This is a genomic window from Bdellovibrio sp. NC01 (assembly GCF_006874625.1).
Taxonomy (GTDB): domain Bacteria; phylum Bdellovibrionota; class Bdellovibrionia; order Bdellovibrionales; family Bdellovibrionaceae; genus Bdellovibrio.
In genome coordinates this window covers 2675249-2698611 of the sequence record NZ_CP030034.1, presented here as the reverse complement: position 1 = coordinate 2698611, position 23363 = coordinate 2675249, and the positions used below count along the sequence as shown (strand labels likewise).

General features: G+C 44.4%; 27 protein-coding genes. 14 read left to right on the top strand and 13 right to left on the bottom strand.

Features of this window, described 5'->3' with window-relative positions; genetic code table 11:
• Positions 1-71 precede the first annotated feature (71 nt).
• From DOE51_RS12930 to DOE51_RS12905, 6 genes are all read left to right on the top strand, one after another.
• Complete coding sequence (locus DOE51_RS12930) at positions 72-332, top strand: hypothetical protein (protein ID WP_142696971.1); 261 nt, start codon at positions 72-74, stop codon at positions 330-332.
• 34 nt (positions 333-366) lie between these two features.
• Positions 367-765: a hypothetical protein gene (locus DOE51_RS12925; RefSeq protein ID WP_246845085.1), complete on the top strand. Its 399-nt coding sequence runs from the start codon at positions 367-369 to the stop codon at positions 763-765.
• The gene (locus DOE51_RS12920) at positions 762-1139 is read left to right on the top strand and encodes a hypothetical protein (protein WP_142696970.1); all 378 of its coding nucleotides are present in this window, start codon (positions 762-764) and stop codon (positions 1137-1139) included. Before DOE51_RS12925 ends, DOE51_RS12920 begins: the two co-directional genes overlap by 4 nt.
• Positions 1140-1199: 60 nt before the next feature.
• Complete coding sequence (locus DOE51_RS12915; RefSeq protein ID WP_246845084.1) at positions 1200-1457, top strand: terminase small subunit; 258 nt, start codon at positions 1200-1202, stop codon at positions 1455-1457.
• A gap of 16 nt (positions 1458-1473) precedes the next feature.
• A complete protein-coding gene (locus DOE51_RS12910) occupies positions 1474-1869 on the top strand; it encodes a group II truncated hemoglobin (RefSeq protein ID WP_142696968.1) in 396 nt (131 codons plus the stop codon).
• Between the two features lie 277 nt (positions 1870-2146).
• The gene (locus DOE51_RS12905; RefSeq protein ID WP_142696967.1) at positions 2147-3583 is read left to right on the top strand and encodes a methyl-accepting chemotaxis protein; all 1437 of its coding nucleotides are present in this window, start codon (positions 2147-2149) and stop codon (positions 3581-3583) included.
• On the opposite strand, the gene DOE51_RS12900 is transcribed toward DOE51_RS12905, so the two are convergent.
• Positions 3580-4707, bottom strand: a complete 1128-nt coding sequence (locus DOE51_RS12900; RefSeq protein ID WP_142696966.1) for a DNA alkylation repair protein — start codon at positions 4705-4707, stop codon at positions 3580-3582. The two genes, DOE51_RS12905 and DOE51_RS12900, sit on opposite strands and share 4 nt — an antisense overlap.
• 169 nt (positions 4708-4876) lie before the next feature.
• Here DOE51_RS12900 and DOE51_RS12895 point away from each other — a divergent pair, with 169 nt between their 5' ends.
• Positions 4877-5557 (top strand): YoaK family protein, encoded by a 681-nt coding sequence (locus tag DOE51_RS12895; protein WP_246845083.1) that lies wholly within the window; start codon positions 4877-4879, stop codon positions 5555-5557.
• Here the strand turns inward: DOE51_RS12895 and DOE51_RS12890 are convergent.
• Complete coding sequence (locus DOE51_RS12890; protein WP_142696964.1) at positions 5554-6171, bottom strand: hemerythrin domain-containing protein; 618 nt, start codon at positions 6169-6171, stop codon at positions 5554-5556. The two genes, DOE51_RS12895 and DOE51_RS12890, sit on opposite strands and share 4 nt — an antisense overlap.
• Before the next feature lie 202 nt (positions 6172-6373).
• Here DOE51_RS12890 and DOE51_RS12885 point away from each other — a divergent pair, with 202 nt between their 5' ends.
• Positions 6374-7513 (top strand): hypothetical protein, encoded by a 1140-nt coding sequence (locus tag DOE51_RS12885; protein WP_142696963.1) that lies wholly within the window; start codon positions 6374-6376, stop codon positions 7511-7513.
• Here DOE51_RS12885 and DOE51_RS12880 read toward each other — a convergent pair.
• The 5 genes from DOE51_RS12880 to ovoA all read right to left on the bottom strand — a co-directional run bounded on the left by DOE51_RS12880 (position 7510) and on the right by ovoA (position 13342).
• The gene (locus DOE51_RS12880) at positions 7510-7836 is read right to left on the bottom strand and encodes a DUF1904 family protein (protein WP_142696962.1); all 327 of its coding nucleotides are present in this window, start codon (positions 7834-7836) and stop codon (positions 7510-7512) included. The two genes, DOE51_RS12885 and DOE51_RS12880, sit on opposite strands and share 4 nt — an antisense overlap.
• A gap of 28 nt (positions 7837-7864) precedes the next feature.
• Positions 7865-8407, bottom strand: a complete 543-nt coding sequence (locus tag DOE51_RS12875; RefSeq protein ID WP_142696961.1) for a DUF924 family protein — start codon at positions 8405-8407, stop codon at positions 7865-7867.
• 37 nt (positions 8408-8444) lie between these two features.
• Complete coding sequence (locus tag DOE51_RS12870) at positions 8445-8858, bottom strand: HAMP domain-containing protein (protein ID WP_210415532.1); 414 nt, start codon at positions 8856-8858, stop codon at positions 8445-8447.
• 215 nt (positions 8859-9073) lie between these two features.
• On the bottom strand, positions 9074-10210 hold the full coding sequence (locus DOE51_RS12865) for an aminotransferase class V-fold PLP-dependent enzyme (RefSeq protein WP_142696959.1): 1137 nt from the start codon (positions 10208-10210) through the stop codon (positions 9074-9076).
• Positions 10211-13342 (bottom strand): 5-histidylcysteine sulfoxide synthase, encoded by a 3132-nt coding sequence (ovoA, locus tag DOE51_RS12860; protein WP_142696958.1) that lies wholly within the window; start codon positions 13340-13342, stop codon positions 10211-10213.
• A 115-nt stretch (positions 13343-13457) separates the two neighbouring features.
• On the opposite strand from ovoA, the gene DOE51_RS12855 reads away from it, so the two are divergent.
• A complete protein-coding gene (locus DOE51_RS12855; RefSeq protein ID WP_142696957.1) occupies positions 13458-13964 on the top strand; it encodes a DUF2127 domain-containing protein in 507 nt (168 codons plus the stop codon).
• Here the strand turns inward: DOE51_RS12855 and DOE51_RS12850 are convergent.
• The 3 genes from DOE51_RS12850 to msrB are packed head-to-tail and all read right to left on the bottom strand — an operon-like array spanning position 13909 to position 16753.
• On the bottom strand, positions 13909-14472 hold the full coding sequence (locus tag DOE51_RS12850) for a HutD family protein (RefSeq protein WP_142696956.1): 564 nt from the start codon (positions 14470-14472) through the stop codon (positions 13909-13911). The two genes, DOE51_RS12855 and DOE51_RS12850, sit on opposite strands and share 56 nt — an antisense overlap.
• A 16-nt stretch (positions 14473-14488) precedes the next feature.
• The gene (locus DOE51_RS12845) at positions 14489-16231 is read right to left on the bottom strand and encodes a cytochrome c biogenesis protein DipZ (protein WP_142696955.1); all 1743 of its coding nucleotides are present in this window, start codon (positions 16229-16231) and stop codon (positions 14489-14491) included.
• A 9-nt stretch (positions 16232-16240) separates the two neighbouring features.
• Entirely contained in the window at positions 16241-16753 is a 513-nt protein-coding gene (gene msrB / locus DOE51_RS12840; RefSeq protein ID WP_210415531.1) for a peptide-methionine (R)-S-oxide reductase MsrB, read from the bottom strand.
• 147 nt (positions 16754-16900) lie between these two features.
• On the opposite strand from msrB, the gene DOE51_RS12835 reads away from it, so the two are divergent.
• Together DOE51_RS12835 and DOE51_RS12830 are read left to right on the top strand one after the other, a co-directional pair.
• Positions 16901-17479 (top strand): sigma-70 family RNA polymerase sigma factor, encoded by a 579-nt coding sequence (locus DOE51_RS12835; protein ID WP_142696954.1) that lies wholly within the window; start codon positions 16901-16903, stop codon positions 17477-17479.
• Entirely contained in the window at positions 17476-18120 is a 645-nt protein-coding gene (locus DOE51_RS12830) for an NrsF family protein (protein WP_142696953.1), read from the top strand. The genes DOE51_RS12835 and DOE51_RS12830 overlap by 4 nt, the downstream gene beginning before the upstream one ends.
• A gap of 7 nt (positions 18121-18127) precedes the next feature.
• On the opposite strand, the gene DOE51_RS12825 is transcribed toward DOE51_RS12830, so the two are convergent.
• Entirely contained in the window at positions 18128-18511 is a 384-nt protein-coding gene (locus DOE51_RS12825; RefSeq protein WP_142696952.1) for a hypothetical protein, read from the bottom strand.
• A 242-nt stretch (positions 18512-18753) separates the two neighbouring features.
• Positions 18754-19233: a hypothetical protein gene (locus DOE51_RS12820; RefSeq protein WP_142696951.1), complete on the bottom strand. Its 480-nt coding sequence runs from the start codon at positions 19231-19233 to the stop codon at positions 18754-18756.
• A 240-nt stretch (positions 19234-19473) separates the two neighbouring features.
• Between DOE51_RS12820 and DOE51_RS12815 the strand changes: the two genes are divergently transcribed.
• From DOE51_RS12815 to DOE51_RS12805, 3 genes are read left to right on the top strand one after another with little or no spacing between them, the layout of a single operon-like run.
• Entirely contained in the window at positions 19474-19992 is a 519-nt protein-coding gene (locus tag DOE51_RS12815; RefSeq protein WP_142696950.1) for a MarR family winged helix-turn-helix transcriptional regulator, read from the top strand.
• Between the two features lie 40 nt (positions 19993-20032).
• Positions 20033-20818, top strand: coding sequence for a hypothetical protein (locus DOE51_RS12810; RefSeq protein ID WP_142696949.1), 786 nt, complete (start codon positions 20033-20035; stop codon positions 20816-20818).
• Positions 20805-22517 (top strand): S8 family serine peptidase, encoded by a 1713-nt coding sequence (locus DOE51_RS12805; RefSeq protein WP_246845082.1) that lies wholly within the window; start codon positions 20805-20807, stop codon positions 22515-22517. The genes DOE51_RS12810 and DOE51_RS12805 overlap by 14 nt, the downstream gene beginning before the upstream one ends.
• A gap of 77 nt (positions 22518-22594) precedes the next feature.
• Here the strand turns inward: DOE51_RS12805 and DOE51_RS12800 are convergent, their stop codons facing one another.
• Positions 22595-23347 carry a hypothetical protein gene (locus DOE51_RS12800; RefSeq protein WP_142696948.1) on the bottom strand — a complete coding sequence of 251 codons (753 nt, stop codon included), beginning with the start codon at positions 23345-23347 and terminating at the stop codon, positions 22595-22597.
• Positions 23348-23363: the final 16 nt, after the last annotated feature.

Sequence of the window (23363 nt, the reverse complement as noted above, 5' to 3'; positions counted from 1 at the left end):
TGCCATTCGATTTTTAAAAGACCCTGGTATTTACCTATAGAAGCTTAATAAAATTCGGTATAATAGACCATATGCTTTATACAGTTAGGCTTCAAAAAGGTGAGTTATGGCGTCCCCAGGATTTAAAACCGGGTTCTGCTCAGGTTTCGGTCCGTGTCGCAAAAGGGGTCGGTTGGGTAACTTTCGAATCTTCGGATGAAGACCTTATTTATCGCCCTGGCGAAATCGTGGATCTGAATAAAGACCGAGCTATTGTTGAAGCTCTTTCTGAAGAATTGGATTTAGAAGTTCAATTTATGAAGAAGGCCCGCAGCTTTTTTGGCAAATGGTAGCAATTAGGTTCCGAGTGCTATAGCATAAGGGCCTATGAGTTTTATTTGGCAGTTTTCTCGCAAACACGGTGAACTTTGGTTTTATAAGTTCGCGACATTTCTTGCGGGATGTTACTTTTGCTTCTTTCTGCAAGCGCAGTTTCAATGGACAGCCGTTGTCGCGGCAGCCTTCACCGGTCTTTTAGGTACTTTCATACCACAAACAAAACGCATCGATAGTGTTCATGTGCATGCCAACATTTATATGGGCGCATTCGTTGCGATGGGTTCAAAAGTTGTCAGTGCGGGTCTGTGGGAAATTCTTCTCGTTTCAATTATCGGTAGCACGGTGTACTTCGCTTTGACTCCGTACCTTAAAGGTTTTGGTGGTCGTCTTGGCGCGATCGCATTTATCTCGTCGTTATTGGGAATCGCGATGAGGTTGTGGTTATGATCTTAGCGTGCTTAATCGCGGCCTCTATTCTGGGAGCTGAAATCACTTATTATCTGATACATAAAAGACAATGGCCGACGGTGCGTGCTTCAAGTGCGCCTTCGCTGGTGTTTGCGGTTTTGATTGGCTTCACGAATCTGCCATTCGTATTGGGACTGCAAGCGGCGTTCTTTGGTGCGACATTTGTGGGGATGACTGATAAATCAAGACTAGGGTGGAAAAGAGTTTTGCTTGCAAGCGTCGTGTTTGCTTTAATTTTGTATTATTTGATTCCACTGGTAAAAGGATTCGGAGGCGGCCTTGGTGCTGCGGCTTTCGTTTCCAGTGCGGCAATCTATACGGTCGACAAGATTTTCCGTCGAGCATTTCTGTAAGGGGACAAGATGCGAATTCGCCAAATGGCTTTTTCTTCCAGACTGAAGGCGCACAGAAAAATGCTCACGCTGGAAACTTTAAAATTTATTGTTGAGTATCTGAAAGATGGAAACGCCAAACAATCGGCTTACCGCGCGGGCATTCCAGAAAACTATGCTTCCCGTCAGGGCGCCTGGTTAAAGAAACAGCCTATGGTTGTTGCGGCACTGGAAAACGATCTTGATCCACGCGAACGATTGAAGCTTGATAAAGCGATTGCGGAAATTGAGCGACAAATGGATATCTGTAAAGAGATTCTTGGACTTCAAGAGTTTTAGAAAGTAAGAGTCACGCATGACAGAGAAACAACCCACACCCTACGAGCAACTTGGTGGCGAAGAAGTTCTTCGCAAGCTTGTGCAACGTTTCTATGAAATCATGCACACGATGCCTGAAGCGCAAGGCATTCGCCAAATGCATCCCGAAAACTTGCGTGGTTCTGAAGAAAAGTTATTTATGTTCTTATCAGGATGGTTGGGGGGACCGAATCTTTTCATCGAGCGTTTCGGTCATCCTCGTATGCGTATGCGCCACTTTCCATTTAAGATCGGCAAATCGGAACGCGATCAATGGATGTTGTGTATGGTGCAAGCATTTGATGACATGCAAATCCAAGAACCACTTCGTTCTGAATTGTTGCACTCCCTTTTAAATTTGGCTGATCACATGCGAAATCAGCCGGAAGAATAGCATCTGGAACAAATTGTTAAAAACTAGTCCTTATTAAAATGCGCTCACTGCTGCGATTAATTCTCGTGATAGAGTTTAGACAATTGTTAGCATTCACTTCTGAAGTCTGGTAGGTTTCGCATTGTTTACAAGTGTCGTTCACGATGCGCGAAATATTTCTCATAGTTTTAGCGAAATTCGATCAAATAGTTTTGACTCCAAAGAGCCAACTGGAGCGAGTTTACGGGTTAAGTAATTATCCTTAGAACCGATTCTTTCCTCATAAGGAGCGTATCTTATGAGTTTGAAGGTGAAATTAACCTTGATTTGCATGTTGGCGGCAATCGTCTCTGCATCCAGTGGCGCCATCGGCTTTTACTTTTTAAACGATGTCAGTGACAAGTACTCCAAAGTCTCTGGAGAAAATCTTCCTGCAATTCGTACGCTTGCAGATCTTCGTGCGACGATTCGCGAATTGCGCATCCAAGTGCGCAGCATGGGACTTGAAGGCAATACCCAAGAAGAAGTGAATCACTACGCGCAACAGTCTGTCGAGCAAGTTGCAAAGTTCGAACAACATATTAATGCGTATTTAAAAATTGATCCCACTGCTACTGATCGCAAAAGTTATCAAGACTTTTATAAATCATGGAGCGAGTTTAAAACATTCGGTGTAAATCTTTTGGCGCTTGCAAAGGACTATAAGACCAATCACCAAGAGGTCGTTCATCAAATCCGTGACATTTGCGGAGTCAAAGCAAATGGCGTCTATGTGTCTTTGCTAGAAGAAACTCGTTATCAAGCTGAATTGTCGGATAAAGCAGTGGCCTTGGCACATTCGGGTAAGGACATCGCCAAACAATTGATGTTATGGATTTCAATCGGCAGTATTTTGGCAGCGGGCGTGTTTTCATTCTTTATGTCGACGAAAATTACTGCGGCAGTAAAGCGCATTTGTGATTCATTGGCTAAAAATTCTGAAGACGTGCAATCAGCGGCTTCAACGCTGACAGCAGTTAGTTCTACCGTGCACGAGGGTTCATTCAAGACAGCGTCTATGCTTGAATCAAGTACAGCTTCAATGACCCAGATTTCTTCGATGGTGAATCTAAGCAGCGAAAAAGCGGGGCATGCACGTTTGGCGGCGGAACAATCGAAAACGTCTGCAAGTGATGGTTCGCAAGCGGTGGGGCAGTTGATCGAATCCATGAACCGCATTAGCGACAGTTCAAAACGCATGCAGGACATTATCACCATTATCGAAGACATTTCTTTCCAGACAAATCTGTTGGCGCTGAATGCCGCCGTGGAAGCTGCGCGTGCTGGTGAGGCAGGTAAAGGCTTCGCCGTCGTTGCGGAAGCCGTCAGATCTTTGGCGGGCAGAAGTACGTCATCAGCAAAAGAAATCTCGGATCTGATTAAAGAAAGCTCAAACCACATTAACGAAGGTGTTAGTAAAGCTGATCAGGGCCGTTTAGTTTTAGAACGTATCGTGAAGTCTGTTGAGCAAGTGACGGTATTTAATCATGACATTGCTTCTTCAAGTGAAGAGCAAAAGATTGGTATCGGTAAAGTGGAAGAAGTTCTGGGTGAACTGGATCGCACTTCACAAGCCAATACTCAGGCTTCAGAACAAGTTTCTAGGACTGCGATGGAGCTAAACGAAAAGACCGAGTCGGTAGATCGTTTGATTTTGGAACTTCGTCATATGGTGGAAGGGCAGAAGGCCGCTTAGACCTTCAGCTTCCAATCTTTTTTACCAACCTTCGCGCCATTGATTTGAATTTCGATGGCGTGTTGGCCTGGATAAAACGTTCTTGTCGTCACACGTTTCAGGTGATGACTTTTTGCGATTTTCAATTCGCCTTTGGCCGGTAGGTTGACGTTTTTTAGTTTAAAAACTTTTGGTGCCGTCTTTTTATTCGCTTTTACAAAATGAATAATATAGTCGATCACAAGTTTCTGATCTTTGTTAGCGTCAGACTTCACAGTAAATTCAAACTCAAGACGGTCGCCCAATTGGAATTGTTTGCCGCTGATTTTGAAATCGGCCACTTGTACTTTCGCACCACTGTTCACACCAATAAGTTTCAAGGCTTTCGGATCACCAGCTTTAATCAATGAACGTAAGGCGTGTTTGATAATCCAAGTAATCTTGTCTTGATGTTCAGGTGGCGCTTGTTTTTGCCACTCGCTGAGTTTTTGAATGACTTTGTCAGGATTGTCTTTCGAGATATCATTTAAATGATTTGCGACGCTTTTACGAACGTACATGGATTCGTCGTATTTAAGATTATCTAAAATACCATAAGTCAGTTCTGGCTTTTTAATGAAGGCGTGCAGGCGCTCGCCCCAGGGCAGGCGTGAACGACTTCCTTCCGAGGCCCAACGACGTACGTGATGATCGTCGCTGACACTGCACTTCAAAAGAAATTCCATTGTCAGGTCTTGATGATGGGAAATGAAAGGGCGCACGGCGAATTCCGCCGTGAACAGGGGTGTCAGATATTTCAATGCCTCTAACGAAATTTCTGGATGTTGCAAACCATGACGTTGCACGTATTCTGTGATGGGCCACAGCTCAAACCCTGATAAAGCAGAATTCTTGGTCGCTTCCTTTAGAAGTCGCACAGTTTTTTTGAAGTCGGCAGGTAAAGACACGGCAAGATGATCACGAATCAAATGGACGCGTGCTTTCATCTCAAGTTTGTTGAGATCGTGCTCGAGTTTTACAAGGTCTGCTTCCTTGAATTCCGGATGAACAGCAGCCAGACTTTTCCCGAGGCGTTTCAGATAAGCTTTATTATAAAAGTGTTTGAAGGCGCTGCTATCTTCTGGTTTTGCATTCTTCGTCGGCATGAATCCATCCTCGTTAGATTCAAAGAATCTACCAAGTCTAAGGGCTGGTGGCTACTCATAAACAGCGGTGGATGTGTTACCATCTACGAATATCTCGAGGTACTTTGTGTTATTCGGAAACGAATCCATCTCTCACTATTCCAAAAGTAACGTTGCCATCTGGATGTCCATGGCATTTCAAGCCGGTGTGTTGAATATCGGCGGCTTCATGGCTTGTCATCGTTTTGTTTCACATGTCACAGGTTTTGCAACCTTCTTTGGTTATGAGCTGACACAGCCGCATGGTTCTGCGTTTGGAATGCTCGCGACACCGTTGTTCTTTTTGTTAGGTGCGATGTTAAGCGGTTATCTTGTCGACATTCGTTTGAAGCTTCATAAAAAACCAAAATACTACATCAGCTTCGGCCTGATTTTCTTCCTTATTACAGCGGTGCTCATTGGGGGCGTCGGCGGGTACTTCGGTACATTTGGTGAGCCCTTTGGAGCCTCTCGTGACTATGCGCTATTGATGATGTTGTGTTTAAGTTGTGGAATTCAAAACGGCACAATCACGACGGTTTCAAAATCAGTTGTGCGCACGACGCATTTAACAGGGATTACGACGGATTTGGGTATTGGTTTGATGCGATTTTTAAATCGTCATTCGCTGGGTGATAATTATAATGACGAAACCAAGCCCAATTTGATGCGTATTGGGATCATCTTTTTCTTTGGACTTGGTTCAGTCGTGGGCGGTTTTGCATTCAGCAAATTTAACTACTTCGGTTTCGCAATACCGGTTTTGACATCAGGAATTTTATTTGCGCTGATGTTGTACTTTCAAGTATTTCGAAGACCTGCGACCGCTTAATGTCCTGGATGGTGATGGTGCTCTTCTTCTTCAAGTTCCACTTCTGAAGGAGAGTCCGTTCCACCCAAAGCTAAATAGCGCTCTTTGAGCTCAATAAATCTTTTGCCCAACTCGACACGATCTTCTAATTCAGAATGATCTCTAAAGTCTGGAAGAAGTTCGCCTTCCTCTTCTTGGATGTGATGTTCCACGAGTTCAGCCAAAACTTTCACACGAGCAGACCATAAATCTTCATCTTCAGTTCTTTCGATTTCTTCCAGCATTTGATCGGCAAGTTGATGTTCAACGTCGCCTTCAAAGCCTTCTGTACGAAGTTCTTCGTCTTGTTTGCATTCAACATATAAAGTTTGTTCTTCAGGTTTGGCGTGCAAGACAAGTAGTGGGGCAAAGTCATCAAACGCTTGCTGACGTTGCTCCATATCGTTGTCGGTATCTTTCATCACTTTGATAAGTTCTTTCAAAGAACGATGATCTTCTAAGATAAGATTTATGATGTCGCCTTCTTTGTCGACAGCTTTGCCAGTTCTGCCGGATGCCATTTTCATTGGTGCTTTTTTGCGTTGGACTTTAGATTTGGCTGTCGCCGCTTTGCTTTTTTTAGCCGTCTTTTTCATGGTCAATCCTCCATCTCGTCAGAATTGGTTAGAGCAATTGCTACGCCACGATAGGGTGCAAGCAAGGGACGTTACACAAGAACATCGAGGCAATTTGCCCTCTAGACTGTGCCGGAGTGCCTCGCACAAGGCGTCAATCAACTTGTTTTCAATTAGTGCTTCGTGATTGAGTCTTGTCTTGGGTTTTGGGATGAAGGTCGCAATGAGAATCAAAAATTTGCTCTATGTCAGTATTGTTGCAGTTATGCTTTGGGCGCCAATTTCATCGCGTGCGATGAGCTTGAATGATTTAACGATTTTGATTCCACTGCCAAACCAGCAAGAATTTCCATTGCTTTTGAATTACCAGGATGAAGGCGCGCAAGGTCCGCTGCTTTCCAAAAAAACTTTGCTGGAATTTGTACAGCTTGTTCCTGAAATTCCAAATTCGCAGCTTTTAAAAAATGCCGTTCGTGTCATCGGTGTACGTATTGATCCATGTTTTATTGAAGGCGAAGGACCACGCAACTGCCGTCGACAAATTCGTTTGGTTTGGCAGCCCGTGATTTTTGCTGAAGAGGGTGTGACGACTCGTGATGCCGCCGTTCACAGCTTTTATGAATTTGATGACACGACATTCACACAAATCTGGAAAGAGTGGCAGGCCTTATCGTCGGGTCAAACCAGTGATGCTTTGCAAATTCATCCACGCATGAAGGCTGAGGGCTTAAAAGGTCCGTATTATACAAAATTAAGAAATTTGATTTTAAAATACTGCGGAGAAAAAACTTTGATTCGCATGACCAATATGAATGTCATGGCAGGCGAACAATTGTGGATTTTCTCGGGCTTTGATGTTGTAAATGGCGAGCCGAAATTTATGACGATTCCAAGAATCAAAGGCCGCACCCAAGGAATTATTTCCAGCTCTTCGGCATTTCAAAGTTTTACGGGTGGGATGATGCCAACACCGCAAGAAGATCCGCTGTTTGGTAAGTTGATCCAGGATTCTTACACGGTAAAAAAGAAATCTTCTGACGGCGAACTTCAAGATCTGATGGCCTTAGTACAAGAATATGAAAATCCAGACCGTCATAATCCTGGCACTGTTGACTGCGCCAGTTGCCATTTGGCGAACATGGCCCATCAATGGGGCCAAGCGAATTTCAAACAATGGGATTGGAAGAATCAGTTTAAGAATGTCGCATTCACCAGCACGTGGAATCTGAACAACACCAGCGCCGGAGTCATTCGCACAAATCAAATGCGTGCCTTGGGTTACTTCATGAATCAACCGGCGATCTCGCAACGTGTAGTGAACGAAACCGCTTCGACTGCGATGTATTTTAAATTAGCGAACTAAAAATGTTTTCCGTTTTCGAAATAGAAATCTTTATTTAATTCCTGGAACAACACGATCACGTCCTCGTACGAGCCATGTGCTTTAATCGTGTTGGTGATGATGTCAGTCATTTTCTGTTTTACTTCCGCTGGACGCGGGAACAATAAAACTTCCACAAAGGGATACGACTCTGTCGGCTGGCCATCCGTGAAAAACTGAGTGGCTACCAGCTCAAAAGTGAAATTATCAACGGCGGTGTTGGCGGCAACGGCCAAGTCCGGCGCTGTTTGACTTACTTTTTTTGCGACTTCTGTAGATACGGCACGTAAGCGAATGTGTGGCATCGAAAACCTCTTGCCGCTGATAATAGCGTCAAAAGCTTGAGCCTGGAAGTTTTAAAAACTCCAACTCTTCGCGTGAAGAATGCCGTCCCAGAATTTCGTTGCGATAGGGGAAGCGACCAAAACGATCGATGATTTCTTTATGCAAGAATTCGTATTCTAGACTGCTTTCAAGGCCGGGTTGCGAAAACAACCGCACGGCTTCTTCGTGAATGATTTCAGATTCACTGTGCATGTAGGGCATGTAAAGGAAAGCTTTCCCCATTTGTGTTAGTTTTTGATCGTCACCGCAGTGAACTGCTTCTTGGGCCAAAGTTAAAGCGATCGCATCGTTTGCAAATGACTGCGCCGTATCGCGGTACATATTGCGTGTGAATTGATCAAGTACAATCACTTCGGCCAGGCGTCCTTCTGGCGTTTTACGCCAGCGATAAGTTTCGCTGTTCCTTGCTCTTTCGTGAACTTCGGAAAAGCGTTCACGGATCAACTGGTCGAAGTCGTCATCCTTCGCAAACCAAAGGCGCTGATCGATCTCTTCAAACCAAAAATGCAGAATTTCTTTTTCAGTAATCATGCTTTTAGTATAAACACAAAACAGGCGTAGCTACGAATTACGGTCTGTGTATCTTGTCGTCTGACGTTTTGATTTTGACCGGTTCGGGGCCACTTAAGGCACTGTTAAGATCATTCACCAGATCTTGAAAGTAATCGTCCTTGCGTAGTTTAATTTCTAATGTTTTTCCAGGTTGTTCTTTGTTAAGGCGCAAGATGCGACGGATATTATATAAAGGCCCGACTATTTTTGAACTCAGACGATTGAAAAAATAAAATCCAATCACCAGGCAAGCACCCACGGCAATAAGTTCATTCAGCATAAAGACCACCTTAAATTTGGCTAAGAATTCGGTGATGGTCATTGTTCCCAATTCACCGAGTTCGGCTTTTTCTTCGAGTTTGTGAAGAAATAAATAGGCGACAAATATTTGGCTTAGAAATACGAAGGTTACAAAAAGTGCGACGTACATCAGGAGGTCGTATTGAACTTCGCGGTCGACGATCAATTTTCGTCTGTGATTCAATAAGCGCATAAGACACTCACTCTCAGAGGTTGGGCCTCTAAGGACAGTATAGCGGGGAGTATTCACTCGGGAAAGGGGCACGCTCTGATTGAGACGACGACTAAAGGTTCAACACAGCTTTGCGAATTAGTTCGATCAAAGTGTCAAGGGGCTGTCGGTTCTTAAAGAAGCGACAGCGCTTTTTCGATATCTTTGTCAGTATTAAAGGCGTGCGTAGAAAGACGGATGCCACCACCACGCAAAGCAAAGTTCACTTTATGGTCTGACAGACGCTTTGCCATATCAGGCAAAGACATGCCGTTGCCGGGAAGGAAGTTTACCATCGGAGAAATCGCTTCACGCCCAAATGGATTCAGAAGCTGATGGCCTTTGTTATAAACGCCGTCACGAAGTTTCGCGCCTAAACGTAAGGCCTCGGCTTCGATTGTTTCAACTCCGACCGCTTTAATGATTCGGGCTGAGGCACCAAGAGCCGTGATCTCTAGAACTTGTTTTGAACCAGGTTCGAACTTAGTCGCATCTCTTTTTGGTTCGCAGGCAAAGTCAGACGGGTCGTCACATGTCCCATAAGTATATGCGCCGATATTTCGTGGCTTCATTTTTTGCGCAAGTTCTTTACGAATCGCCAAATAGCCAACACCAACGGGGCTAACCATCCACTTATGACTGCCACCTGCAACCGCATCAGCACCCATCGCCCACACTGTGCACGGATGAAGACCTAGAGTTTGTGCGATATCAATGAACACTAAAATGCCACGCTTTTTACATTCAGAAATAACAGCTTGAGTATCCATGCGTGCGCCAGAGCTGAATTGCACAAGACTAAATGCCGCGACACGAGTTTTAGACGTGAACGCTGCCAAGTATTTTTCAGTCGGAGTTTTTAAATTTTCTTCAGAATCGACGATTTTCAAAAAAGCTTTGTTTTGATCGCAAGCTTCTTTCCAAGGATAAAGCATGCTGGAATATTCTTGATCCCACATCACAACTTCATCATCGGGTTGCAGACCAATACCAAAAGCAAATTGATTAATACCGCCCGCCGCACTTTGAAACCACGCGATCTCATCATGTTGGCAGCCGATTAAATCGGCCATCGCATGACGAGCCGACAAGACATCGGTCATGTAATCAGCGTCGGTCCAAAAACCTTCTTGATAATAACGTTCAGCCCAATATTCGACTTTGTTTTTAGCTGCTAAAGTAATCGGCGCAAGACCTGCATTGTTCAGATGAGTTAAATCGGCTCTGCGAGCAAACTGTTCTTGAAATTCAGCAAGTCTTGAAGTTGCCACCTATGCACCCATTTCTTTCAAAGCAGAACGAATCACAGTCAATAGGGCAGTGACTTCCGCAAAGTGCGTTTTAAAGCCAAGCAAGCACACACGAATCACGACATCGTTATTCAACGTACATGCGCTCAGGAAGATTTTATTCGTTTGATTAATGCGTGTTAAGAGTTCACGCGTTTTCGTCGTGTCTTTCATTTTGAAATTCACAATAGAAAGCTGCGGCTCTGTAATCACTGTCAAAGATGGAATCGCTTTAAGCTCTGTCGCTAAGTATTTTGCCAGCTCCAATTTTTCTTCCAAGTTCAATTGGAAGGGACCGATGCCCATCGTTTTGATCGGCAACCAGAAACGCAAGCCTCTGAAGTCGCGTGATAACTCTGGAGTGATGTCTGCGAAATCAAGTCGCGCTTCCACTTGGTCATGCAATCCTGGTGAAGGCGGCATGTAAGACGGGGCTCCTTGATAATCGTAAGTCATCAAAGAACGATCGCGCACAAGCACGCAACCTGTTCCATAAGGAAGTGACAACGATTTGTGTGGATCAAGAACAACGGAGTCAGAAAGCTCGATACCTTTTAATTTGTTACGGCCTTGTTCTGTTAATAAGAAGAAGCCACCGTAAGCACCATCGACGTGGAACCACATGTTGTTTTTCTTTGCGATCGCAGAAATTTCTGGCAAAGAATCAATCGCACCCGTGTTTGTACTGCCAGCTGTGCCGATAACACACAATGGTTGAATGCCAGAAGCTTTGTCAGCCGCAATCGCAGCTTCAAGAGCTTTAAGATCCATTTGCATTTCATTGTTCGACGGAATCAACTTTAACGCATCTTTAGGGAAACCCAAAATACCAAGAGCTTTACCCGCACAGTGATGAGCTTGGTTTGAAGCATAGAAACGGACCTTAGATAAATCATGTCCTTGCATTTTCGTTTTGCGCGCGATGCTTAACGCCGACAACGTCGCAAGACTGCCGCCTGTTGTAAAGAAGGCGCCGCTTTGTTCAGGATAACCGATCATGTTTGTGATCCAGCGCAAAGCTTCTGCTTCCAAAGTCACAAGACCCGGAGCCAAGCTATAATGACCTGTGAACTGATTCAAAGTTTGTGCAATCGCTTGGGCCATGTTGCTGATCGCATTGCCAGCTCCGGCAACGTAAGCCATGTAACCAGGATGGCCTGGCTGTTGACCCATTGGCGCCATTTCGCCAATCACCGTTTTTAAAAGCTTTTCAAAATCATCCGGTCTTTCAGGGAATGTTTTTACGGCCTGATAAGGAATACGGAACGATTTAGAAACGTCATTTGTCGCAGGATCAAGAGCTTGACCCATCGGTGAAATTTCAGTGCGTTTCATTTCAAAGTTCAAAATGGCTTCTTCAGTTTGGTTCCACAGATTTTTCAATTCAACAGAATCAAATTCCATTGGTTGATCAACATGTTTCCACCAATCAGGTTGTTGCATTTGATCGCGCACGTTCTGACGGCGAGGATGAACGTATTCGCCATTTTGTTTTAATTTTGTGGATTCATTGTCAGCACTGCCATCCAAAGTCGCTGCTAAGCGGAAACCTGAATGTTGAAAGAAGTGGGGTCTAAAGTGGAAACGTGCCCACACTGAAGCTTCGTGCCCACAACTGATAAAACTTCCGCCTAAGATCATTTGATGTTTGCCATCAAAACACGGCGTCGAAAAATCGTCGTAAAGTGGATGAACTTTAAAACCATCCAGCGGATTGAACTGATCTTCAGCCCATTGCCAGACGTTCCCGAATAAGTCTTTTACGCCAAGTTTATTTGCGGCATAGAAATTCACAGGTGTCGCTGTCGAATATTGGAAATTAAAATTCGCAGGAATCACGCGCAAAGCTTCGCCATCATCAGAGTAAGCTTGCTTTTGCAAGACAGGGTCCGTCCCCGCATCACGCAAACGCACGTGTTCTGGCTCTGTGATCAAACGATAGATAAGTTTTGTATTATCTTTTTCTTGTTTCCAGCGAGCATAAGCTTGCGCTTCGTGATAGTTCACTTCCGCAGGCCAGCTCCATGGCATATCAATGATTTCAAAAATCGTACGAAGTTTGTAGTCGTGAAGACCTTCCGGTCCGTGTGCAACCCAGAACGTGGGACGTTTGGTGTTGCGGAATTTTCTCCACTGCAAACCTTCCTGGCCCCAGTACTTGTCGTTGATGTAACTGCCGCTGGCAACGAACTCATAATATTCGCCGTTGCTAATAAGCTGCTCAGTGACTTCAAAATCTTTTACAGTTTTTGTGCGTGAACCGTATTCGTTGTCCCAACCGTAAGACGGAACGTCAGGAGTTTTTCCATAGTGAACAGTGCCACCAGGAACTTTCACCCAGTGATTTTCTGGATAGTCTTTTCCCGGTGTCGGCTTTACTGGAGTTTTCAACATCGCAGACGGATGCATCGGCACCCAGTACTTCGGAGTTTCAACCAGCTCCAACGGCAATTCGCGGATAAGTACACTTGAAGTTTCAAAGTGAATCTTTTCGTGCTCAAAGCCCATGAATAAAGACCACAGTGGTGAAGACGGTCCCAAATTTCTTTTTGGTCCCGGTTCAAGATCAGGATGAGTTTTAATAACGTTCAAAACGTGGTCATAGACTTTTTTGCGATAGGCATGAACTTCTTTGATACGTGGCCATGCCATCTCGTTTTTCGACATGTCATCCCAGCTCATCTCATCAACGCCGGTTTCAAGAATTTTTTCTAAAAACAAATCAACGGGCTCTGTGAACAAACCTGCTAAGCGCATTTTGTTATAATAAAGCACCGCCGGATGACCGTAGTAGAACATCAATGGATGGCGAAGTTCGTGATACGGGGGACGAATGTATGTCGATTCATTTTTCAATGAAGAAAAAAGAACTTCCGTCAAAGTCCAAGAGTTATTGAAATAATCAATCACATCTTGGCGTGTGCAAATGTCCAAGTTGATTAATGGAAGAGCTTGTAAGAAATTTTTTTCTTTATTGAAGCCAACACATTTTTCCGGAGCAACACCTGTCCACCATGACGATCCAAAACTTTCGAGCACTTCATTTTTTGAACTGCGATCGATTTGTGGAATCGAAAGGTTGGGATTTCTTTGCAGCGAAACTGTATAGGACATAACGGACTCCCTAAGAATGCGAATAAGCACAATATAGAGTATAATCTTTGTTCCGATTCTACAATCCTTGACACTCCGTTTGTCTTGACTTGCCTTGTCGCATACACTGTGAGGGATGAATGGAAAAAATACGAATCTTCATAGGAAGGGTTTGCGTACGGTTGCTCTTTTCGAATTAGCGAAGGGGAGTCTGGTTCTATTTGTGGGCCTGGGATTGCTCGACTTCGTTCATGAGAATCTACAAAAAGTCGGCATGAAGATTTTGAATCAACTCGGTATTAATCCTCACGACGAATACGCACGTTTTTTCCTGCAAATTCTAAAAGGAATTAATGAGAGGGGCGTATTATTTTTCTCTTTGATGGCATTTCTTTATACCGCAATTCGTTTCGTTGAGGCCTACGGGTTGTGGCGCCAAAAGGAATGGGCACAATGGCTAGGGATCTTGTCGGGCGGAATGTATTTGCCGTTTGAATTTTATGAATTAGCGACAGCCTACAGCGGCATCAAATTGCTGATTACAATCTTCAATATTCTGGTCGTACTTTATTTAATTTATGTCAGGGTCAGCGCGCCGAAAGACCAATCAGATAGATCTTCGTTGCCCCAGAGCCCCCAGTAATCGTGATGACATTCTGATCTGTGACTTTGAGAGTGTCGCCATGAGCAATCGTGTGCGCTTCGGCTTTAAAGCTTCCTTCGGCGCAGAACAAAAAATGGATCTTCTGCTCTAAGGGGATACTTTGTGTTTGGTTTGGTAGCACCGTTAAAACTTTCATGTCAGCTTGGACGCGACCGCGCTTAAAGATGATGCCAATATCCATGACATCGCCTTGAATAAGTTCGGCATGAATGGGCTCTTCACCGTGAAACGCCAGGATTGCAGACTTCAGTAAATCTTGATGATTGATGCGCAAACCCTGTCCTTGCCACACGGAAAGCAGACGGTTGTAACCCGGGAACTGTGAAAAGGAGTTGTCAGCTTTCACAATCGCTGAACTGAGTCGCCACAAATAATCACCATCAGGAAACGCCGTGCCCGGCGGTTCGATGGCAATTTGCGAAGTTGTGCCTTGGCCATTTTTCCAAGGCATAACTTGATAAGTATTTTGGCTAATCAACTCCAACATGTTTTCATGGTAGCACTTAGCCGAAGGTAAAAGCAAAGGCTTCGACGTAAGGATCTAAAAACTCAATTTCGAATGTTCGATCTTGAATCGGTTCTGTGTCGGATTGACGAATCAATTGGTACAGACGGTTGCCATTTACGACACCTTCTCCATTTTCATTGATGTCCATGCCATGTCGAGCCCCAGGAACTTTACCGTCAATTGTCACGCGGAAGCGAATGCTGCTGCCAACATCTTTCGGTCCGAGCACGAGATGTAAATCACGTGCATGGAAGCGGAAGGCAAGTTTACCAGGCGCCTTCATCAACGTTGCTTTTTCGGGATCAATCAACCAGCTGCCACCTAAAGTCCATTCATTGAGTTCCAAGTTTTTAAGCAGTTGATATTTCTCTTCACGATCCGCTTTTAAAATCGGACGTAATTTAAAATTCTGCGCGCGAGCATGACCTAAATATGTTTCCGGAGATTGCACATCTTGAAAACGAGCCGACGCTTGAACACCTTGACCTTGCACTTGCACCATGTGGTCTTTGACGGTCTTACCATTTTCTTCCAACAGTTCTTGAATAACTTTTTCAGATTCATCGTAACCACCTTCGCCAAAGTGGTGGTGGCGAATCTTACCATTGCGATCAAAGAAGTAATGTGCTGGCCAGTAACGGTTTTCAAAAGTATTCCAAATGGCGTAATCGTTATCCATTGCCACTGGATATGTAATACCTAAATCTTGCAAAGCTTTCGCAACATTCGTTGGATCTTTTTCGAAAGCAAATTCAGGAGTGTGCACACCAATCACAACCAAGCCCTGATCTTTGTATTTTTCTGCCCACGCTTTCACGTAAGGCAAAGTTCTTAAACAGTTAATACAAGAGTAAGTCCAAAAGTCTACAAGGACTACTTTGCCTTTAAGATCATCAAAAGATAAAGCGGAAGAGTTAAACCATTTTGTCGCACCCGATAAGCTGGGTGTTAAAGCCGCTAATGGATCTTCCAGATGCGCGTTGTTCTGGCCGCTCGTCATTGCGTTTTGTGATGACGAACCCGGCGTGAACATGTCGATCAATTTATTTTCCCACTCTTCCGTTTGCACTTTCGAGATACGGGTTAAGACGTTGCGATCCCAGTTGAAAGAGATCGCAACGACACCCAAAAGAACGGCAATACCCAGAGTCATTTTAATGATGCGTTCGACTTTCAAAGATTTTTTCATCGTCGCTAAAAATTTACCACCAGCAAACAATGCAATCGCCAGAGAGGTCGCCGCACCAAAAGCATAGGCAAATAAAAACCACACTGCTTTTTCAGGTGTGCCCTGAGCAGCTGCGCCAGTTAATATCAAACCTAAGATCGGTCCTGCGCATGGCGCCCATAACAAACCTGTTGCGGCACCAATCAGCAAAGATTTTGCGAAGGTTTGCGTTTTTGCCGAACTGCCCTCTGTCAATCGAGAGCCCAAGCGTGTGAACGGTTCAAAGAATCTTTCGAAGAATTGGGGGAAGACTAGTGAAAGACCAAAGAACGTTAACAAGATCAAAGCAACCCAGCGACCCCAGTTATTTGCATTCGAAGCCCACGAGCCGCCTAAAACAGCCAACCCCGAGACCAATGAAAAAGTCAGGGCCATGCCGATCAAAATAGGCAAACCTGTTTTGCGAAAAGGCTGATCTGCTTTCGCAAATACAAATGGCAAAACGGGCAGAATGCAGGGACTTAAAATCGTTAAGACCCCACCGATGTATGAAAGAAGAAACAGCACCATAAAAATCCTCTATTTCTTTTTAAACAATTTCAAATATTCGCCGTAACCTTCAGCTTCAAGTTTGCTGACAGGGATAAAGCGCAGCGATGCCGAATTCATGCAATAGCGTTTGCCCTCGGGACCCGGGCCATCATCAAAGACGTGACCAAGGTGCGAGTTTGCGTGTTTACTACGCACTTCCGTTCTTTCCATGAAAAGCTTGTGATCGGTTTTTTCGGTCACGGCATTCTTATCAAGGGGTTTCGTAAAACTTGGCCAGCCAGTTCCTGAATCGTATTTGTCTATTGAGCTGAATAGGGGTTCCCCTGAAACGACGTCGACATAGAGTCCTTCTTCGTGGTTGTTCCAATAAGCGTTATGGAATGGCGCTTCCGTGCCTTCACGCTGAGTCACGTCGTATTGTTCGGGAGTCAGTTGCTTTTTAAGCTCATCGTTCGACGGCTTTTTATAACCACTATAGTCTGCACCCATTGCTGGTGCGCACATCATGGCGACGATAGGAATAATTCCGCTATGTTTCATAGAACCTCCTCAAAAGGGCTTACTAATGACTCATTCGCAGGATCATCTAAAAGGTTACAGTTGAATTTTATTTTCTCATAGTTAGACTTATCGACAGCGGAAAACAAAAAGAATCTCAGATTGTAACCTTTTGCGAAGGTCCTACGAATGAATGAAGTGAATAGTCTCGCAAGCGATAAAAGCGAGATGGAATTGTCAAAACTCATGAGCAAGGCACAGGCCGGCGATGGTGCAAGCTATAAGCAGGCGCTGACTCTTATGAGTGGGCTGCTTTCCAAGTATCTTCGCAATTCTCTTCGTCGGTTTAAACTTCCTTTAGAGAACTCAGAAGACTTGGTGCAAGAAGTCCTGCTGGCAATTCACCAAAAGCGAGAAACGTATAATTCTGAGCAATTCTTTTTGCCGTGGATGTACGCGATTGCTCGCCATAAGATGATTGATTATTTACGTCGTGCGAAAGTGCAGCGTTCCATGGTCAGTCTTGAAGATGAACTTGAAAACATCGAGGCCTTGATGACATTGGAAAGTGATCACAGCCTTGATGCTGAAAAATTATTAGCGCTGTTGTCGCCCAAACAACGAGAGGTCCTACAAATGGTGAAGATAGAAGGTCTATCCATTGATGAAGTCGCAAAGAAAACAGGTTATTCTGCCAGCGACGTCAAAGTGACCGTTCATCGCGCCATCAAATCCTTGAAGGATCAAGTTCAGGGAGGCATGTTGTGAAAACTGAAGATCTGATTTCGAAACTTTCTTCCGATGCACAACCCGTAAAACCGTGGAAGTCACCAGCCATGATCGCGTTGACGTATGCAGGGATTGCTGCGGTTCTAGTTGTTTTAGGGTTGCTTGTCAGTGGTCCACGCACGGATTTTTCTGCCAAAAGCACACAGTCTTATTTTTGGTTTGGCCTGATTTTATGGTCAGCGTTGTCGTTCTTGGGTTTAAACATCTTATTCGTGTTAGCGACTCCAGGTGCAAAACTGTCTGCAGCTTTCAAATGGAGTTTCGTCACATTGCTTGTCGCAGTCAGCAGCTGGCATCTTTATTTATTGGCAGGGATGTCAGACGAGGCCATGCATGAAGGTCTGTTTTCTGGCGGAGCTCGTTGTGCCAGTGTCACGGTCTTAACGGCTTTATTAATTTCAACATTGGTTTATCGAAAAGCAGCCAGAGGTTTGAATACAAAACCACTGCGTTCGTCGTTGTTAGCAGGTTGTGCTTGTCTGGCAATTGGCGGAGTTTTGATTAACTTAAATTGCGGAGATGATAACGGGATGCACGTTGTGATGTGGCACTTCGTCGTACCAACCGTTGTGATCGGAAGTTTAGCAGCTCTTCTTGCGAAGAGACTGCTAAAGTCCTAAATGCAAACTACTTGATGATTTGGCAAAGTAGAGCAGTTACTGAATTTTTTGTCTCAAGTTTACCAGCGTACAATTCGCCTTGAACTGGAGCAGAGAAATCCAAAGTTAAACGCAAGTTTTTACCTTCGTAAACAGTCGTTGCATTTTCAGTTGTATAAGGAACTTTTCTAACTAGTGTTCTAGTAGATTGGAAGCCAACAACAGTTGAACGTTGAACTTCAACTTGTGGAATACCGCTGATGCCGCCCTCAAGGACGTTCACAGTAGTATTGTTGTCGATGTAGTTTTGAACAGATTTGCAAGTAACGCGAGTCATGTAGATATCAGCGCCTGGTTTAGCAAAAGCTGATACGGATGCGAAAGTCGCAACAAGAACGATAAGGTTTTTCATTTTAATCTCCTAAAAGTAAATTCGGTTTTTACTAATGGAGATCTTCTAAAACATTTGCCGTTCTTTTACCAATTTCCCTTAGGAAATGTTGCTGGAACGGGGAGTCTTTTCATGCAAGACCCAACTTGGCACTGCTGACGTTTTGGACACCTCTCGGGAGCAAGCGGCGCTCCTGTCCTCGTTAGAGAGGCCAACTCCTTTTTAAAGGGAGTTGGCGAGGACTTTAGCTTTTTAACTTGGAACTATTGGCAAGTGATCTGTTGGTATTGTTGACCAGTGCCGTAGTTAACTAGTTGGTACAAGTACAAGCCGCGGCAGTTGTAAACTTGGCCATAACCAGATTGGTATGAACCTGAGTAGTACACTGTGCTCGTAGAAGAACATTGGATCGACATCACTTGACCGTAACCGTTACCGTAGTAGTAAGTACCGTTACAAGAATTGCCTGAAGTTGCGCAATATGTAGCTGCTACTGCTTGGCCAGTCGATGTTTGGATACATTGGCCATAAGAGTTATAAGTATAGCCCGTGTTCGTTCCACAATAGGTAGTATTTGGAGCGATTTGGCCTGTCGCTGTATACACGCATTGACCGTATTGGTTCAATCCGTAACCTGCAACTGCGCCGTTTGAAGAGCCACTGTCTTTAGAACAGTTAGCAAGCATCATAGTCATAGCGGCCAAAGCCACTACTTTTACTAGTTTCAATAGGTTCGTTTTCATAAAGTCCTCTCTCTGTATTTGTTTTAAACTCAATAAAGCCTTCATAATCCCTATACTCAAGAGATGTGCCATCCGCTCCATATGCGAGCCTCGATTTATTTGAGCTAGGAGCGACTCAGTTTAAGACACAAAGCAAAAAGGACGTAAATTGGAATACACCTGTAGCACACTGTAGAACTTTTTTTCCATAGTGCTTCAACACTTGTCATTTACAGTCTTAAGCATTCGAGGAAGTGATGTATGGCAAAATTGTTTTATGATGAAATTCCAACTGAGCAAACCGTGACTGCTTATATTAATAGAGAGAACTCTTCAGCCAAGCCGCAGGATATTTATCTGCACTTACTGATGAGGAAGATCACGTCTGATTTTGAGACAGTGCTTGAAGACTTCTTTGGTCAACACGGAATCACGACAAGTCGCTTTATCATATTAAATATGTTGTTTCATAACGAAGCCGGTATGACTCCAACAGAAACGGCAAAGAAAGTCGGTGTAACAAATGCCACGATCTCTGCGATTCTTTCGGGTCTTAAAGATTCGGGATTGATTCAATCAACTCAGAACGCAGGTGATAGCCGCTCTTATAGAGTGACATTAAGCCCTGCAGGCACAGAGCTTCTTAAGAAGATCTATCCTGTTTATCACGACAACATCAGTAAGCTGTGGTCTCACTTCGATACGGAAGAGAAGACTCAAATCGGGAACATGTTAACTCGATTCAGCCAAGTGATGGGCGTTCTTGGTAATAAATTTTAGATACGGTTTCCTGAAAAAATTCCGATATCTATGAGTAGATATGAAGCGTAATGGGGTTGGAATCTTTCTTATATTAGTTGTGGCAGTGGCGGTCTTTTTCTATTGGAAAAGACAGGGTGCTGTTGAAGCAACGGTAAGTCAGCATAAGACCTCTGAAGCACAAAAGCCTGAGTCCAATGAACAGGCTTCATCGAAGCCTTCTTTAAGCGCTTCACAAGCAAATACCGAAGCGGGTGGCCCTCAACAAGGTTTCACTCCGCGAGCTGAAGTTCCTGATTCAGCCTTCTTTAATGATAACGGCAAACGCAAGATGCCAACTGAAGGTATCTTAGCGCGCAATAGAAATCCCAACACTGTGCAAGTGCGACCTAGCGCTGAACAATTGACGACGACTCCATTGTGGGAAGACGGCAGTTGGAAAGTTTGGAATCACATGACGGCGGTGCCAACTGAAAACTATAACGGTACAGGTAAAGCGATTGGCCAAGTGGGAAGTTTCACTGTGGTGGAAGCTTCTGCATTTAAAGCGGATGAACATAATTTCTCTTCTTCGCAGCCGATCGTTGTATATAAAGACAACGGGCAAAGACCTGGTTTGATTTCTGGAAGTTATCTTGTCGTTCTTCGTGACAGCACAGACTTTGAAAGTTTCGTGCTAGATCACGGGTTGCGTTTGCTGAACGCTTTTCCAGAAACACGCTCTTATTACGTCACTGCAGGAGCAGAACCGTTTGATTTAAGTTTGTTGTTACAAACAATGCGCAATGATCCACGTGTTGAAACTGCTAACGTCCAAGTCGTAACGGAGAGATATGCTAAAAAGTAAAAAGCTCCGCATAGCGATCGTTCTGGCGAGTCTTGGGGCTGTGACTTCGGTTGCATTCACCAACTGTTCGGAATTGGGCTTTCAGACTCTGGCAAGTATGGGTGATGATCCGTATTTGGGTTTGGCGTGGCATTTGGAAAATAGTGGCCAGAAAGTTTATGCTTCGAATGCCGGTTCTTCTGGGAAGGATATGAATCTGCTCAGCACTTGGTCCGAAGGAATTTTTGGTACCGGTGTTGTGATTCAAATTTCTGATACAGGTTTTGAAGATACGCATGAAGATCTCCATGCAAATTTCTTGTATGGGTCATCTAAGAATTACGCCTTGTCTGCGCCTTATACTTCCAGCAACGGCCCACCATTAAGAGATGGCGATACCCACGGAACTTCTGTTGCGGGTCTTGCCGCAGCGGTTGGTGGCAACGGTGTTGGCTCACGTGGTGTCGCTCCGAAGGCTTCACTGGTTAGTGCGAACGTGATTTCCAGTGGTGTGACTCACACGGATTATTCGAAATATATCGATCAGCTAAAAGGCACGTTTGATATTTCCAATATGAGTTGGGGCGCAAGCCAATATTATGTCGATGATAACAGTGATGGTGCCGCGACCAACTGGGAAAACAATCTTAAAACGGCTGTGACTTCGCAGCGTAATGGTAAAGGCACTATTTACGTCAAAGCTGCCGGTAACGATTTTGTGGTTGAGTGTGGCGGTACCCAATATACTTCATGCATTGGGAATTCGAACTTTGACCGTGACGATGCGACTCCGTATACGATTAACGTGGCGGCTTTAGATGCTACCGGTGTTTCAGCTTCTTATTCTTCCCCAGGTGCGAATTTATGGATTTCATCTTTTGGTGGTGAAGACGGTGCTTCGTATCCAGCGATGATGACAACGGATCGTATGGGTTGCAGTCTAGGCGAGTCGCAGTCGAATATTTCAACGAGTGTGAAATTTGAAAAAGGTCAGTCTGGAAATTCAGGTTGTAACTATACCGTGACTTTTAATGGAACCTCATCGGCGGCTCCGACAGTTTCTGGTGCCGTTGCTTTGATGTTGCAAGTAAATCCAAATCTTTCGTGGCGTGATGTGAAGTATATTTTAGCTGCGACGGCACGCTCTGGTTCTAACACTTCCAATATTGCACATCCTTTGATCCCATCACAAATGGCTTCAGGCTTAGTGTGGGAACAAGGTTGGGTTACGAATGCTGCTGGTTTCAAATTTCATAACTGGTATGGCTTTGGTGCGATCAATGTCGATGCGGCTGTGAAGATGGCAAAGACTTATACTTCGGCGCTTGGAACTTATCACGAAACGGGTTGGTACAGTTCAGGCAATGTCAGCTTAGGCATTCCTGATTACAATGCGACCGGCGTATCAAGTACCATTAACGTAACGACTGATAACGTGAAGATCGAAGGTGTCAAAATCAAAGCGGTGGTTTCACACGCCAAGATGTCACAGCTTGAATTCATGTTAACTTCACCCAACGGTACAAAAAGTATTATCATCAATGCCGGCAATTCTTTGACGGGTATGACAAGCTTTACCGGTGGAGAAGTATTCTTAAGTAACGCTTTCTTGGGTGAGTATTCTGCCAGTGGTAACTGGAAACTGACGGTGATTGATGCGCAATCAGGCACAACCGGTACGTTGACAAGCTGGGGTATCAGCTTCGTCGGTGGTCAATAAGTCTTAATAAAACAAATTATAAGAATAAAAAAAAGCCCGGTCATCACCGGGCTTTTTGCTTTTTGAGTTTTACAATCTTAGTACGAGTGACTGAAAGAAGTTCCGCATCTGTTTGTTGCGTAAAGATTCAAAGTCATCGATGCCCAGCCACTTGGCCAAGCTGACGTATTCAAACAATCAATGGCTGAAGTCGTATTGCCTGAACTATCACTCCAAGAACAACTTAAGTAACCAATACCAGCACCGTTGTCATAGACATAAAGTGCATCGGCCGCCGCCGCAGTTTTTGAATAAATGAATGTCGGAACGTAAGCTGCCGTAGAAAGTTGGCACATCTCTGCCACCGCATCACCTGTGTAAGCTGTCGTTGAGCCGTATGTTAAACGCAGAACCACACCGTTGCCGTCTAAGTAAGTCTGTGTACTTTTATTATATAAATACACGCGAACGTCTTTGCTTGCTGTCGTCCAATCCGAACGAAGAGTCACAGAGATATAAAGATAACCATTGCTTTCAACCGGTGTCCCAAAGTGTGATGCCAGCGCATGGCCATCGTTATACGCATACCATACCCAGTTCGTTAGATCCGTGATGCCAGAAGGTTTTAAGAATTTCACAGTCACACTTTGACCAGGAACCATATAAACCGGAGTCGTATTGGGATAAGTCAGTACCGCTGCCGAAGTGGATGTCGTATCAGTCGCGGTGGTGCTGTCTGTTGATGAGCTAGAACCAGATTGATTATTCGCGCAGTTTTGGAAACTTAAAACGGTCACAGCAAGTCCTGCAACAACAGCCACAGGTCCCAAAAACTTTTTATTGAACTTCATTTGATCCCCTTTAGTC

What these genes read in the sequence shown, in the direction of transcription:
- DOE51_RS12825 (WP_142696952.1), bottom strand. Translation starts at nt 18,511, where the DNA reads ATGAAAAACCTTATCGTTCTTGTTGCGACTTTCGCATCCGTATCAGCT.
- DOE51_RS12850 (WP_142696956.1), bottom strand. Translation starts at nt 14,472, where the DNA reads ATGTTGGAGTTGATTAGCCAAAATACTTATCAAGTTATGCCTTGGAAA.
- DOE51_RS12875 (WP_142696961.1), bottom strand. Translation starts at nt 8,407, where the DNA reads ATGATTACTGAAAAAGAAATTCTGCATTTTTGGTTTGAAGAGATCGAT.
- DOE51_RS12915 (WP_246845084.1), top strand. Translation starts at nt 1,200, where the DNA reads ATGCTCACGCTGGAAACTTTAAAATTTATTGTTGAGTATCTGAAAGAT.
- DOE51_RS12905 (WP_142696967.1), top strand. Translation starts at nt 2,147, where the DNA reads ATGAGTTTGAAGGTGAAATTAACCTTGATTTGCATGTTGGCGGCAATC.
- DOE51_RS12880 (WP_142696962.1), bottom strand. Translation starts at nt 7,836, where the DNA reads ATGCCACACATTCGCTTACGTGCCGTATCTACAGAAGTCGCAAAAAAA.
- ovoA (WP_142696958.1), bottom strand. Translation starts at nt 13,342, where the DNA reads ATGTCCTATACAGTTTCGCTGCAAAGAAATCCCAACCTTTCGATTCCA.
- DOE51_RS12930 (WP_142696971.1), top strand. Translation starts at nt 72, where the DNA reads ATGCTTTATACAGTTAGGCTTCAAAAAGGTGAGTTATGGCGTCCCCAG.
- DOE51_RS12920 (WP_142696970.1), top strand. Translation starts at nt 762, where the DNA reads ATGATCTTAGCGTGCTTAATCGCGGCCTCTATTCTGGGAGCTGAAATC.
- DOE51_RS12925 (WP_246845085.1), top strand. Translation starts at nt 367, where the DNA reads ATGAGTTTTATTTGGCAGTTTTCTCGCAAACACGGTGAACTTTGGTTT.
- DOE51_RS12855 (WP_142696957.1), top strand. Translation starts at nt 13,458, where the DNA reads ATGAATGGAAAAAATACGAATCTTCATAGGAAGGGTTTGCGTACGGTT.
- DOE51_RS12805 (WP_246845082.1), top strand. Translation starts at nt 20,805, where the DNA reads ATGCTAAAAAGTAAAAAGCTCCGCATAGCGATCGTTCTGGCGAGTCTT.
- DOE51_RS12815 (WP_142696950.1), top strand. Translation starts at nt 19,474, where the DNA reads ATGGCAAAATTGTTTTATGATGAAATTCCAACTGAGCAAACCGTGACT.
- DOE51_RS12870 (WP_210415532.1), bottom strand. Translation starts at nt 8,858, where the DNA reads ATGTACGTCGCACTTTTTGTAACCTTCGTATTTCTAAGCCAAATATTT.
- DOE51_RS12895 (WP_246845083.1), top strand. Translation starts at nt 4,877, where the DNA reads ATGGCATTTCAAGCCGGTGTGTTGAATATCGGCGGCTTCATGGCTTGT.
- DOE51_RS12800 (WP_142696948.1), bottom strand. Translation starts at nt 23,347, where the DNA reads ATGAAGTTCAATAAAAAGTTTTTGGGACCTGTGGCTGTTGTTGCAGGA.
- DOE51_RS12820 (WP_142696951.1), bottom strand. Translation starts at nt 19,233, where the DNA reads ATGAAAACGAACCTATTGAAACTAGTAAAAGTAGTGGCTTTGGCCGCT.
- DOE51_RS12810 (WP_142696949.1), top strand. Translation starts at nt 20,033, where the DNA reads ATGAAGCGTAATGGGGTTGGAATCTTTCTTATATTAGTTGTGGCAGTG.
- DOE51_RS12845 (WP_142696955.1), bottom strand. Translation starts at nt 16,231, where the DNA reads ATGGTGCTGTTTCTTCTTTCATACATCGGTGGGGTCTTAACGATTTTA.
- DOE51_RS12885 (WP_142696963.1), top strand. Translation starts at nt 6,374, where the DNA reads ATGAGAATCAAAAATTTGCTCTATGTCAGTATTGTTGCAGTTATGCTT.
- msrB (WP_210415531.1), bottom strand. Translation starts at nt 16,753, where the DNA reads ATGAAACATAGCGGAATTATTCCTATCGTCGCCATGATGTGCGCACCA.
- DOE51_RS12900 (WP_142696966.1), bottom strand. Translation starts at nt 4,707, where the DNA reads ATGCCGACGAAGAATGCAAAACCAGAAGATAGCAGCGCCTTCAAACAC.
- DOE51_RS12890 (WP_142696964.1), bottom strand. Translation starts at nt 6,171, where the DNA reads ATGAAAAAGACGGCTAAAAAAAGCAAAGCGGCGACAGCCAAATCTAAA.
- DOE51_RS12835 (WP_142696954.1), top strand. Translation starts at nt 16,901, where the DNA reads ATGAATGAAGTGAATAGTCTCGCAAGCGATAAAAGCGAGATGGAATTG.
- DOE51_RS12910 (WP_142696968.1), top strand. Translation starts at nt 1,474, where the DNA reads ATGACAGAGAAACAACCCACACCCTACGAGCAACTTGGTGGCGAAGAA.